Annotated in this window: 8 protein-coding genes; 5 read left to right on the plus strand and 3 right to left on the minus strand. The window is 72.9% G+C overall.

Annotation, left to right across the window (positions count from 1 at the left end; genetic code table 11):
- Positions 1–98: 98 nt before the first annotated feature.
- The gene (locus tag ACFY2X_RS15560; RefSeq protein ID WP_389938309.1) at positions 99–1,790 is read left to right on the plus strand and encodes an ATP-binding cassette domain-containing protein; all 1,692 of its coding nucleotides are present in this window, start codon (positions 99–101) and stop codon (positions 1,788–1,790) included.
- Positions 1,787–3,793 (plus strand): prolyl oligopeptidase family protein, encoded by a 2,007-nt coding sequence (locus ACFY2X_RS15565; RefSeq protein WP_389938312.1) that lies wholly within the window; start codon positions 1,787–1,789, stop codon positions 3,791–3,793. Before ACFY2X_RS15560 ends, ACFY2X_RS15565 begins: the two co-directional genes overlap by 4 nt.
- 6 nt (positions 3,794–3,799) lie before the next feature.
- Here the strand turns inward: ACFY2X_RS15565 and ACFY2X_RS15570 are convergent, their stop codons facing one another.
- The 3 genes from ACFY2X_RS15570 to ACFY2X_RS15580 all read right to left on the minus strand — a co-directional run bounded on the left by ACFY2X_RS15570 (position 3,800) and on the right by ACFY2X_RS15580 (position 7,294).
- Positions 3,800–4,573 (minus strand): SAM-dependent methyltransferase, encoded by a 774-nt coding sequence (locus ACFY2X_RS15570; RefSeq protein WP_389938315.1) that lies wholly within the window; start codon positions 4,571–4,573, stop codon positions 3,800–3,802.
- Positions 4,574–4,663: 90 nt separating this feature from the next.
- On the minus strand, positions 4,664–5,806 hold the full coding sequence (locus tag ACFY2X_RS15575; RefSeq protein WP_389938318.1) for a Scr1 family TA system antitoxin-like transcriptional regulator: 1,143 nt from the start codon (positions 5,804–5,806) through the stop codon (positions 4,664–4,666).
- 354 nt (positions 5,807–6,160) lie between these two features.
- Positions 6,161–7,294: a winged helix DNA-binding domain-containing protein gene (locus ACFY2X_RS15580; protein ID WP_389938321.1), complete on the minus strand. Its 1,134-nt coding sequence runs from the start codon at positions 7,292–7,294 to the stop codon at positions 6,161–6,163.
- 147 nt (positions 7,295–7,441) lie between these two features.
- Here ACFY2X_RS15580 and ACFY2X_RS15585 point away from each other — a divergent pair, with 147 nt between their 5' ends.
- The 3 genes from ACFY2X_RS15585 to ACFY2X_RS15595 are packed head-to-tail and all read left to right on the plus strand — an operon-like array spanning position 7,442 to position 12,922.
- On the plus strand, positions 7,442–8,659 hold the full coding sequence (locus ACFY2X_RS15585; RefSeq protein ID WP_389938323.1) for a hypothetical protein: 1,218 nt from the start codon (positions 7,442–7,444) through the stop codon (positions 8,657–8,659).
- Positions 8,649–9,830 carry a hypothetical protein gene (locus ACFY2X_RS15590; protein WP_389938326.1) on the plus strand — a complete coding sequence of 394 codons (1,182 nt, stop codon included), beginning with the start codon at positions 8,649–8,651 and terminating at the stop codon, positions 9,828–9,830. The genes ACFY2X_RS15585 and ACFY2X_RS15590 overlap by 11 nt, the downstream gene beginning before the upstream one ends.
- A gap of 23 nt (positions 9,831–9,853) precedes the next feature.
- Positions 9,854–12,922 (plus strand): chromosome partitioning protein ParA, encoded by a 3,069-nt coding sequence (locus ACFY2X_RS15595; RefSeq protein ID WP_389938328.1) that lies wholly within the window; start codon positions 9,854–9,856, stop codon positions 12,920–12,922.
- The last annotated feature ends 21 nt before the right edge of the window (positions 12,923–12,943 follow it).

The raw sequence follows: 12,943 nt of genomic DNA on the forward strand, positions 1-12,943 counted from the left end.
TCCTCCCCACCGCGCCGCGCCTCCTCCCCGGGGCTGAAGTCCGCGGGGCTGAAGTCCGCGAGGCTGAAGTCCGCGGCCTCCGCGCCGGAAGGATCCAGATGAAACACCCGATCCGCCGGGCCCTCCGGCGGGATCCGTACCAGCTGTTCAGGCTCGGCGCCTGGTCCGTCGCGGAGGCCGCGCCCGCTCTCCTCATCGGCCTCGCCATCGCCCGGGCGGTCGACGAGGGCTTCGCCGCAGGCCGGCCCGGCGTCGGCTTCGCCTGGCTGGCCGTTCTCGGCGGCGCCTGGCTGGTGGCCGCGGCCGGTGCCCGTCAGGTCGTGCTGGCCGTCGCCTCGATCGTGGAACCGTTCCGGGAAGAGCTGCTCGGCCACGTCGTCGAGAGCGCGCTGGACCTGTCCGCCGCGTCCGGGCGGGGGCCGGACGCGGCGGCGGTGGCCCGGTCCAACCTGCAGGTCGAGCTGGCCCGTGACGCCTTCGCCTCGGTCATCACGGTGGTCAGGTCCTTCGCCTTCACCGTGATCAGTGTGGTTCTCGGCCTGATGACGCTGATTCCCCAGGTGCTCGTGCTGGTCCTGCCCCCGTTCGTCGCCGGTCTCGGCCTCTTCCTGCTCTCCCTGCCCGCCCTGGCCCGGCGGCAGCGGGCGTTCCTCGTGGCCGACGAGCACCTCGCCGAGTCGGTCACCGCCATGGTCGGCGGGCTGCGCGACATCACCGCCTGCGTCGCGCAGGACCGGGTGGCCGCGGCGGTCGGCCGCCGGGTGACGGAACAGGCGGGCACGGGCCGATCGCTCGCCCGGGTCACCGCGCTGCGCACGGTGGCGCTGGCGGTGGGGGGCTGGCTGCCGGTTCTGCTCGTGCTCGCCGGCACCCCCTGGCTGCTGCGCCAGGGAGCCGGGGCCGGGGTGATCCTCGGCTCCCTGGCCTACGTCACGCAGTCACTGGCCCCGGCGCTCGGCAACCTCGTGGAGGGTCTGGGGGTCAGCGGGGTCCGGCTGCGGGTGTCCCTCGGCCGCATCCTGCGTTCCGGCACCGATCCCCTCCCCCAGGCAGGGCGGAGCCCGGCCCGGGACGCGGGGGTCGAACTGCGTGCGGTGACGTTCGCCTACGGGCCGCACGCGGAACCGGTGATCTCCGGTCTCGACCTGTCCGTCCCCGACGGGGACCACATCGCCGTGGTGGGCCCCAGCGGCATCGGCAAGTCGACGCTGGCGGCGCTCGTCACCGGACTGCTCCAGCCGGACGCGGGACGGATCCTGGTCGGCGGCGTGCGGGCCGACCGGCTCGATCCCGTCCACCGGGTGCTCATCCCCCAGGAGGCCTACGTCTTCCGGGGCTCGCTCATGGAGAACCTGACCTACCTGTCCCAGGCCTCTCGGGCGGTCGTGGACGACGCCGTGGCGGCGGTCGGCCTGACCGATCTGGTGGCGCGGCTGGGCGGCTACTCCGCCGAGGTCCACTCCGGCGTGCTGTCCCCGGCCGAGCGCCAGCTGATCGCCCTGGCCAGGGCCTACCTGTCCCCGGCCCGCCTGGTGATTCTCGACGAGGCGACGTGCCACCTGGATCCGGCGGCCGAGGCCCGCGCGGAGGAGGCGTTCGCCCGTCGCGGCGGCACACTCCTCGTCGTCGCCCACCGGCTGACCTCGGCGTTGCGCGCGCGGCGGGTTCTCGTCATGGACGGCACCGACGTCCGGATCGGGAGACATGAGGAGATGCTCGCCGCCTCACCCCTCTACGCGGACCTGGTCGGCCACTGGATCCCCTCGAACACCCAGGAGCTGGTGCCATGATCTATCCACCCGCCGAGCGGCAGCCGATCGTCGATCACCTGCACGGCCACGCCGTACCCGATCCCTACCGGTGGCTGGAGGATCCGGCCAGTCCGGAGACCCAGAGCTGGCTGGCCGCCCAGGACGAGCTGTGGCGAGGTCACGCCGCCACGCTCGCCGGGCGCGACCGGTGGCACGCGCGGGTGGCCGAACTCACCGGCGTCGGAATGGTCAGCCCTCCGCTCTGGCGGGGACGGCACCGGTTCTTCCTGCGCCGTACGGCCCGGCAGGAACACGCGGTGCTCTACACCACCGGGCCGGATCGGGCCGAACAGCCGCTGATCGACCCCGTGGAGCTCGACCCCACCGGCCTGACCACACTCGATCACTGGCAACCCGACCTGGACGGCCGGTTGCTGGCCTACCAGCTGTCCAGGGGCGGGGACGAACGGTCGGAGCTGTACGTCATGGACGTCGCCACCCGGCAGGTCATCGACGGCCCGATCGACCGCTGCCGCTACGCGCCCGTGGCGTGGCTGCCGGACGGCAAGGCGTTCTTCTACGTCCGCTCCCGCCAGGTGCGCCTGCACCTGCTCGGCACCCCCGCCGAAGACGACGCCGTGATCTGCGCGGCCGACCGGTCCTACGGTCTGGGGATCAGCCATGACGGCCGCTGGCTGACGATCTCCGCCGTGGCCGGCGGCGGCAACGACCTCTGGCTGGCCGACCTGTCCGCCTCCCCTCCCGATCGCCCCGCGCTCCGGGTGGTCCAGGAGGGGACGGACGCGGTGACGATACCGGCCGTGGGCCACGACGGGCGCCTGTACCTCCTCACCACCCTCGGCGCTCCCCGGGGGCGCCTGTGCGTCGCCGACCCCGAACGGCCCGAACCCGAGAACTGGCGCGACCTGGTCGGCCCGGATCCGGAGGCGGTGATCGGCGACTTCGCGATCCTCGACGGTTCGGTGCTCCTCGTCTCCCGGACCCGGCACGCGATCAGTGAGATCGGCGTCCACGACCTGACCACCGGGGAAGCGCTCGGCCAGGTGCCGCTGCCCGGCCTCGGATCGGCGGGGCGGATGTTCACCCGCCCCGAAGGCGGCCACGAGGTCTGGTTCACCTACACCGACAGCGTCACGCCCGGAAGCGTGCACCGCTACGACGCGCGCACCGGCCGCAGCACGCTGTGGGCCGCCGCGCCCGGCACCGTCGAGGTGCCGGAACTCCCGGCCCGTCAGCTCGTCTACACCTCGGCGGACGGCACGCCGGTGCGGATGGTCGTGCTCGCGCGCCCGGGAACCGGTCCCCGGCCGACGATCCTGTACGGCTACGGCGGCTTCGGGCGCTCGCTCACGCCTGCCTACTCCAGCTACATCCTGCCCTGGGTCGAGGCCGGAGGGGTCTTCGCGCTGGCCCAGCTGCGCGGCGGCGGTGAGGAGGGCGCGCAGTGGCACCACGCCGGAATGCTCGACCGCAAGCAGAACGTCTTCGACGACTTCGTGGCGGCGGCCGAACGGCTCATCGCCGACGGCTGGACCACGGCGGAACAGCTGGGCGTCTGCGGTGAGTCGAACGGCGGGCTGCTGGTCGGTGCCGCGCTGACGCAGCGGCCTGACCTGTTCGCCGCCGCGGTCTGCTCCGCCCCGGTGCTCGACATGGTCCGCTACGAGCGATCCGGCCTCGGCCCCTCCTGGCGGTCGGAGTACGGCTCGGCCGACGATCCGGAGCAGCTGGGCTGGCTGCTGGGCTACTCCCCCTACCACCGGGTCAGGGACGGGGTGGACTACCCGGCGACGCTGCTGACCGCCTTCGGCGGCGACTCCCGCGTGGATCCCCTGCACGCCCGCAAGATGTGCGCGGCTCTGCAGCGGGCGACCTCGGGGTCACGGCCGATCCTGCTGCGTCACGAGAGCGACGTCGGACACGGATCCCGGGCGGTCAGCCGGTCGGTCGGGCTGGCGGCCGACATGCTCGCCTTCCTCGCCGAGCACACCGGCCTCGGGGATCGCGTCGGCGGGCGGTGACCGCGGTCAAGCTCCGGCGGACAGGCGCCCGGCTCCGCCGTACAGCCCCGTGGGGGCGGGGTCGGAGTCGGCGGAGCGCCACCGCGCCAGATCCACCAGGCCGGGCTCCAGCAGGTCGAATCCGGCGAACAACCCCATGATCTCCTCGCGGGTGCGGAGGTAGGCCTGCGACGCCTTGCGTACCCGCTCCTTGCGCTCCTCCCACCCCTCCCCCCACTGCTCCACCCCGCCGTGGGAGATCGCCAGGAAGCTCCCGGCCGGGAGCGCGTCCCGGAACGCGGCCACGATCCGCGCGGGGCCCTCCTCGTCGGACACGAAGTGCAGCAGCGCCACCATCAGCAGGCCGACCGGCTGTGACCAGTCGATGAAGTTCCTCACCACCGGCTCGTCGAGGATCTCCTCCGGTCTCCTGGCGTCACCGGCGACGATGCGCACCCTGTCCGACCCCGCCATGAGCGCGCGGGCGTGTGCCAGGACGATCTCGTCGTGGTCGACGTACACGACCCGGGTGTCGGGGGCGATCGCATGAGCGATCTCATGGACGTTGCCGCTCGCCGGGAGCCCCGCGCCGATGTCGAGGAACTGGCGGACGCCCTGGCCGACCAGGTGGGTCACCACCCTGCCGAGAAACCGGCGGTTCTCCACGAACGACCTGCGCCCGTCCGGGTTGAGCTCCAGGATCTTCCGCGCGGCCTCGCGGTCGGCGGGAAAGTTCTCCCGCCCGCCGATCATCCAGTCGTAGACCCGAGCCGGGTGCGGCTTGGTCGTGTCGAAATTCATGTGTGATCACCTTCGCTGCCGGGGCAGGGCGGGCCGCCGTGGTCATCCTCGGGCGGTCCCCGAGCGTAGACCGTCCCGCCCGCATGCCGGTCACTCCGGCCAGGAGAACCTGTTCCGGATCTCGGTGAGCACGTCCACCGTCTCCTCCGGCATGCACGCCGCCACCGTCAACCGGGCGAACGCCTCGTGGTAGCCGTCCACATCCGTGCCGTCCAGCATGAAGTCGTTGTTGAACTGGTGGGCCGACACCACCGGATCCGCGTCGGGGAACCGGAACATCGTGAACGGCGACGACCTCGGCAGATACGACGACGTCAGCCTGGTCACCTGCAGTGTGATGTGGGGTTCCTTCGACATCCTGATCAGGTGGTTCAGCTGCTCGGTCTGCATCTGCGGCCCGGCGATGCACCGCATCAGAGCCGTCTCGTCGACGACGGCCCACAGCTTCGGGCCGCCCTCCCGGGCCAGCGCGTCCTGCCGGAGCATCGTCGTCTCCACCGCCCCCGCGACCATGGCCCGGTCCGGAGGGGGGTTCTGGGACACGCGGACGGCCGCCGCCGCGTATTCGGCGGTCTGCAGCAGCGGAGGGACGAACTGGAGCTGGTAGGTGCGGATCAGCTCCGCGCGCTGCTCCAGCCCGAAGGTCGCCGACACCCACAGCGGGATGGCGGGTGTGTCCCACCATCCGGGCTCGCGCTCGCCACGGGCGATGGACAGGACCGCCTCCCGTTGAAAGCGGGCGGTCACACCGTAGAGGGTGAGCAGCGCTTCGACGTCGTCGAGTGGGGTCTCAGTCTCGGCGACGCCGTTCTCCACGGACGTGACCACCCGCTCGTCGACATCGACCATGTCCCCGGCCTCCGCCGGGGACAGCCCGCGCGCCTCCCGGAGGAGCCGCAGCCGCCCTCCCAGGACGGCGCGCTGGCCGACGCCGAGCTGCCCGACGACGCGTATCGGTTTCTCCTCGATATCCGGAAAAGCCGGGACGCTGTCATCGGAAGAGAAAGGGCTAGGGATGTCATCCCCCACAAGCCACCCCAAAGGCACCTGAAGCAATACGGCGAGCGCCGTGAGTTGCTCCAGGGTCGGATTGGTCCGCTGTCCCTTGCTCAGCTGGTGAATGTAGACGTGAGTGGTTTGCACTCCCGCGTCGGTGATGGCTCTCGCCGCCTTGCGAGTGGAGTAACCGCGGCGACGCAGTGCCTCCTCCAGGCGGTCGGCGAGCTGTGCCACCTGATAAAGCTCCTTTTCGGAAACGGTCCTGTGCGTGACGCGAGAAGCCCAGAATACGCCCGTTAACTCGTAGTTGACAGCCCTAATCCCGTCATGCCTGGTCAAGAGGCTGCCGGGTTTACCCGGAACCGCTTCCCTTATGACTCGTCTCTGCAAAACGGTCAGGGCGCGACCGTTACCCGCGCCGGCCGGGGAAGCGAGAAGCCACCGTCTCTGAAGACGTCTCCGGAGATGTCTTCAGAGATGTCCCCGGAGAGCGGAGAGATGTCAGTTCGTCGTCGCCGGGCGGGGATACGGTTCACGGAGCGAACTCGGATCCGGTAAGCACCCCGGGCGGGAGGCCGTCACGATGCGTCAGGGTGCCGTCGCCGTACCGTCGCGGCCGAGGAAACGGCGGACGTCCTCGGCCTCCTCCCCGGCCGGGATCTCCTCCTCGAACGGGGAGACCGTGAGCCTGGGGCCGTTCAGGCTCCAGGTGCCCCGGATCAGGCCGTCGACGAGCACCGTGGGACGCAGGATGCCCCCGCCGGGATGCACCGAACGGGCGTGGGCGTCGGCCAGGACGCCGGAACGGGTGCGCCAGCCCAGGAGATACTCGTCGAAGGCGGGCAGCAGCCGCACGGTACGGGCCACCGCCTCGGACGCGGTCCCGCGCAGGCGCCAGCCGGCACCGGGCAGTTCCTCAAGCGAGCCGGCGATCAGTTTCCAGCCGGTCCGGGCGTCCCTGAGCGGCAGCCCGGACCAGGCCGCGAGGTCGGCCGGGGTGGCGGGGGCGTGGGCGAGCAGGTAGCGGCGGGCGAGTTCGGCCAGGGAGCGGTCCCGGTCGAGCGGGGAGGCCACCGGAGCGCCCAGCCAGTCGGCCGCGTGCACGTAGGTCGGCTTACCCGGGCTGAACGCCTCACCAGGCTCGGGAGTCCCGGCCCGCGCACCCGGTGATCCTTGTATGCCGGCCGTACGGGCCGGTGCCCGTCTCGCGTCCCGCCGCCTGCCGGGGCCGAGCACGGCCAGGCCGTGAGCCGCCGCCAGGGCCGCCAGGTGGACGATCGCCTGGCCCCTGGCGTGGACACCGAAGAAGGACAGCCGCTCCCCCAGTTCCTCCTTGGTCAGCGGGCCTTGCCCTTCGAGGGCCCGGACGACCACCGGGAGCAGCGCCTCCGGCGATCCGGCCACCCCTTCCTGGCCGATCCGGCGGATCGCGTCGCGGGCCAGTGACGGGCCGGACAGGGAGGTCAGCCAGCCCAGATCCTCGGGCAGGATGTAGTGCAGGGTTCCGCGCGGCCCCCACGCGCGGACGATCGCGCGCTCCTGGCGGGCGGCTTCGACGTCCTGCCAGGTCAGTCCGGTCGAGCGGGCGCGAAAGGCGAGAGCCGCGGCGGTGACGTCCTGGGCCTGTACGGCAAGCAGCCGTCCCACCACCTCGGGCACCGCCAGGGAACCGGGCCGATGCAGCAACTGCGCCGCCAGCCATTCCCGCCGAAGATCGTCCACCTCGTGGATCCTAGCGGGCCGATTGTCAGTATCATCCACTTCTGCCGGGGTGCCTTGGCATGCCGGCCGTGGCCGCGGGCGCGTCATCGTCATCACTCACCGGCGTCTGGGCGGGCATTGTCGGGCGCAAGCCTTACGGTAGGGCGCGTGCCAGAGACGAACCACGAGATCACGCTGGACTCGGTCCTCACCGAGGAGGCCGTGCTCGCGACCTACCGCCGCATGTTCGCCGCGCTCGCGCGCGACAGCGGCGCGGTGGTGGACGAGCCCGTGCTCGTCGACATCGCCGAGACGCTGTTCGCGGCGTTCGCCGAGGCCGGCGAGGAATGGCTGACCCACGAGCAGATGCGTCACGCCTGCCGGGCCTACCCGCTCGACCAGTTCGAGAACCGGCTGCGGGTGCTCAAAGGGCTCGGCGCGATCCGTGAGGTGTTCCCCAAGCCCAACCAGCTCCGTTACCGCGCGTCGTTCACCAGCGTGGTGGGGCTGATGTTCATCCGGCGGATGATGGACGACGGCGGCCAGTCGGAGATGCACCGGCTGCTCGCGCTCGAGGACCTCAACGTCGCCGACCCCCGCACGACCATGGAGGAGGCGCGCCTCAGCGCGCAGAACCTGTCACGGGCGTTCCGGCTCTGGGCACTGGAGCTGATCACGCTGACCAGCGGCACCATCGAGGAACTGCGCGAGCAGGCACCCAAGCTCTGGGGCACCGAGGAGATCGCCCGCCGGGCCCAGAGCCTGCACGGCACGATCCTCACCCGCTGGCCCGATCTCGACCGCACCTGCACCGAACTGCGCGCCGCGATCTACTCCTACAGCGACGCCTCCCGCCGCGCCGCCGGCCGCCTGGCCGACTCCGCCGGCACGACGAGGAACCTGACCCTCCTGCCCGCGGAAACCTGGCGGACCTTCGCCCAGACCGCCACCAGGGAGCGCCTCGCCGCCGTGCTCGACGGCTTCGTCTTCGACGCCCCCGCGCCCTGGCACGACCCGGCGGCGATCGTCCGGGCGGTGGACGAGAGCCCCCGGCCGGCTCCCACCCAGCCCACTCCCCCGCGCTCGGCCATGCCCGACCCCGGACCCGCCGACTCCCACGACCCCGGCACCGGCGGCCTCGACCACCTGGCCTCCGTCGCCGAGGCCGCGCTCGCCGGCCGCGCCCGCGCCCCGATGGAGGAGCTGCTCGCCGCCGGCGGCGAGTGGGTCTCCGCCCGCCGTCTGCTGGCCGACCTCGTCTCGGCCGACCTGCGACCGGAGTCTCCCTACCGCCTGCGCTGGTCCGACGCCCTCACCGCCGACCCCGGCGCCGAACCCACCTGGCTGTCCCACGGCTACCTGGAAAGGACCGACGATGACGCCTGAGCTGGCACACGCGCGGGCCAGGGCGACCGGTCCGCTTCCGCTGGACGCCGGTGAGCCCGCCCCCCGGGGGATGACACGGCTGGCGCACGGCGACGGAACGGGCCTGGCGCTGCCGGCGTGGCCCGACGGGGCGACCCCGTCGCTCCTGGAGGAATACCAGGTCGCGCCGGTGAACGTGGAGCGGTCCGGGGAGACCCGGCGGGTGCTGGCCGCGGCCCTGAAGTGCTGCTGGACGGACCTGACCGCCGATCCGTGGCCAGGAACCCCCGCGCCGGTGGATGACGTGCTGGCCGCCTACCGGGCCCTGATCGGGCGCGGCGACGACCTCATGCGCAACTGGGCCGTCGGCGCGCTGCGCCGCCTGCACGACTCGGCCTGGCTGGAGGTGGACTCCGGTGTCGTCCGGCTCGGCCCCCGCTGCGCCTGCTGGCCTGCCGGGTCACACGCCCAGCTCAGGGAGCTGATGCGCCGCCTGCCCACCGGGCGGGAGGGGTCGGCCGGGCTGGACGTGCTCCCGGCCGCCGAGAACGCCCCCGCCGAGACGGCCGCGAGCGTCGCGATCCCCGACAGCGTGGACGAGGACCTGCTCGGCCCGTTCGACGAGCGGCGCAGGGCGGAGATCGTGGCGGCGTTCATGGCGGTGGAGCACGCGGCCGAACCGGTCCACGAGTCCCGCTTCCCCGCGCTGCGCGACCCGGCGCTCCGCCGTACCCTCGCGGAGACCCTGCAGCGCCGCGGCCGGGTCCTGATCCAGGATCGCGAGACGTGGACCTCGGGCTACGCCGGCGAGGTGGCCGCCGAGGCGGGCACCCTCGTGAGCGAGTCCGAGCGGGCCGTTCTGGTGCTGGTGCTGGTGCACTCGGTGGCGATCCCCCGGGCCGACGGCGTGCTGCCCGCCGACAGCTGGCTGTCGCCGTTCCCCACTCAGGTGGAGGAGCTGCGGCGGCACACCAAGCTGCCGATCGGCGAGCTGGAGGCCGCGCTCCGCGCCCTGCGCCACGCGGGTCTGGTGACCCAGGTCAAGGCGGGCGAGGAGGCGGGGGGCTACGTGCCGGGCCCGCAGTTCCACCGACTGACCCCGCAGGCGAGACGGCGCCTGCAGGAAGAGCTCATCCTCGCCGCGGGACCGCACACCCCGCTGGCGGCGGCCATCAGAGCCAACCGCCGATAAAGCCGATGAAAGGGAAGACAGGGTTGACCGACCAGCCGAACCGGGCCGCCAGGAGCTCGCGGAAGAGCGAGGCGAGCGCGGCAGACGACGCCGAGGCGACGAAGCGGGAGCAGGGGAGCCAGGCGAGCCTGGTGCCGGTGGAGGCCCGGGCCGACGCGCCGAGCGAGAACGTGGTCGGTGACCGCGTGCTGATCGCCGTGCAGGCGATCAACATCTCCCGGCTGTCGACCCACCCGGTGCCGACCGTGCCGGGCACGCTGATCGTGGTCGCGGGCGCGGGGCCGAAAGACTCCAACGGTGCGGGCAAGTCCTCGTTCATCGCGATGATCACCGCGCTGCTCGGCGACGAGCAGTGGCGCTTCGCCTCCGGCGCCAAGGCGGTGTCCGAGCTGTTGTTCAACGCCGAGCTCGCGGCGGGCGGCGGCGGCAGGTCGTGGGCCAGCGCCGATCACGGCTACATCGTCGGCGTCTTCGCCGGGGCCGACTCCGTTGACGACGCGGTGACGGTGTGGCTGCGGGTCAATCAGGAGGCACCGCACCTGGAGATCCGATGGACCCCGGGGGTGTGCGTGGCCTCGGCCGCCTCGGAGGCGGAGCGGGTCACGCGGGCCGACGCGATGTGGGCGGCGTTGCCGCGCTCGGCGGGGCGCCGGGATGTGGTCGCGAGGGATCTGACCAGGTTCCTGTACGGCGACCGGGTCAGGTGCGTGTCGTTCCTGTCGACCTCGGTGCGGAGCAAGGTCGCCACGAACCTGCTCTCCCAGCCGCTCAACGAGATCTCTCCGGAGCGGGTCTTCGAGGCCATCGCCGCGCTGACCGGGCTGGACGCCGAGCTCGACCAGGAACGGGAGGCCCGGCGCGACGAGCATGCCAAGCGGGTACGGGCGACGCGGGCCGCGGAGTTGCTCAAGGAGTTCGAGGGCGAGTCCCGGACGCTGCTGGAAACCTTCGACCGGCGTGATCGTGCCCGCGTACGGCTGGCGGACGCCCTGCGCTGCTGGCGGGGCAGGCTGGCGCGCAGGCTCGCCGACGCGGCCCGGCGGGACGAGTCGCTGGCCGCCGACCTGGAGCGGATCCACGCGGCGGGCGAGCGCGCGACGGAGGCGATCAGCGAGGTCAAGGCGGAGATCTCCACGCTCAAGGACGACACGCTGGACCGCGGCCTGGCCGGGGCCCGCAGGGAGCTGGCCGAGCTGCAGGCCCGCGCGGCCAAGCTGGAGGCCGACCGCGCGGTGGCGGAGAACTCGGTGGACGAGCTGCGAAGCCGGATCCCCGGGCTGGAGGAGCAGCGGCGGCTGGCCGACGGCCGCGACGTGGAGACCGCCGAGAACGAGCTGACCCAGGCGAAACTCCGGCTCAACGAGGCTCTGAAGGCGCTGGGCGTGGCCGACCGGGAGGTCGAGGGGGCCGGGGCCGCGCTGGAGGACGCCGAGGGCGGTCCGGCCGCGGTTCAGCTCAACGCGCTCGCCGGAGCCGGTGTCGCGGCGACCGGCCTGCTCGACGCGATCGACGTCGCCGAGCACGCCCGCGACGACGGGGCCGCGCCGGACCGCGCGGGGCAGGCGGCGACGGCCCTGGGAGCTCGGGGGTGGCCGCAGGAACACGCGGTGATCGTGGACGCGGCCGATCTGACGGCCGCGGCGCGGGCGCTGGCGTCGCTGCCCGGGTCGGTGCTGGTCAGCGCGGCGGGCGTCACCGTCGTGGGGTCGTTCGAGGCGGTGGCCACCGGCCGGGAGGCCCGGATCAAGGCCGCCGAGCAGCGGCTGCACCGGGCGCGAGACGCGCAGGAGACCGCGGCCGCGGCCGTGCGGACCGCCGAGGACGGGACGGCCGAGGCCGGCCGGCGGCTGGAGGGCGCCAGGGCCGCCGTGCGACTCGCCGATGTCGAGCGGCGGATGGCCGAGCGGAGGAGCGCGCTCGCCGAACTGGCGGACGCCCTGGCCGAGATCGGGCCGAGGGTCGCCGAGGCCGAGCAGCGGGCGAGCACGCTGGACTTCCGCGCCCGGACCCGGAACATGGAGATCGAGCGCCTGGAGGGCCGCCGGGCCCGGCACGAGGCCGACCGGGACCAGGCCAGGGACCAGGCGGCGAAGATCACGGTGGAGCGGGACGTGCTCGGGCTGGACGCGCTGGCCGAAGAATGGGGCGGCACGGTCGACGGGGCGCGTGAGTGGCTGGAGGCGTTGGGCGAGCAGGAGCGTCCGCTGACGGCCGAAGAGTGGTGGCGGGCGGCCGAACGCCGCCTCGACGAGGCGCTGCGCGACACCTTCCCGGGTGAGGACGAGGAGATGCCCGAGGAACTGCGGTTCCTGGTCCGGGAGCGGGCCGAGCCCGGTGCCGGCCGTACCGCGCGTGAGCAGGCGACGTTCCCCGGCGTGTGCGCGGCGCTCTCGTCCTATCTGCGCGGCCAGGAGGAGTACGAACGGCACCAGCGCCGCCAGATCGAGAGCCAGATCGCCACCCGGCAGCGAGACCTCACCGCCGCGACCAAGGGCGCGGAGGAGGCGGCCCAGTCCACCGCCGTGCACCGGGCGGCGCTGACCGCGGCGATCAAGGCGCGGCTGACCCGGGTGGCCGAGGAGTTCGACAAGCTGGACACCTCCTACGGCGGCTATGGCGCGACGCTGGAGTTCCCGATGCCGCCGGCACCCGCCGACCCCGAGCAGCGCTGGGCGTGGCGGGTCACGCCCAAGTGGCGCAGGGGCGAGGGCCAGGGCTTCGTGCCGTACAACCGGCGGGCCAACACGGCGCTCATGGACGAGAAGGCGGTGAAGCTGGTCTGCGCGGCGGCGATCGCCTCCTCCGGCGGCGGCCATCTGTGCCTGGTCTTGGACGAGCTGGGCCGCAACCTCGGCAAGGAGCACCGCAGGGAGGCCGTGGCGCTGTTCCGCCGGATCGGCGAGACCTACGGCATCACCGTGATCGGGGCGCTCCAGGATGACATGGAGCCCTACGCCGTCGACGCCTGCGGCCAGTACATCAAGTTGCGCCGTTCGTCCGACGCCATGCCGTACAACGAGCCGCCGGTGATCATCGGTCATGACGGTCATGCCGGGCGGGTGCGTGCTCTGGCGGCCGCGGTGAGCAGATAACCTCGGCAGGGGTCGGTTTGG

Origin of the sequence: Streptosporangium sp. NPDC000396 (genome assembly GCF_042898655.1) — a bacterium.
Lineage (GTDB): Bacteria > Actinomycetota > Actinomycetes > Streptosporangiales > Streptosporangiaceae > Streptosporangium.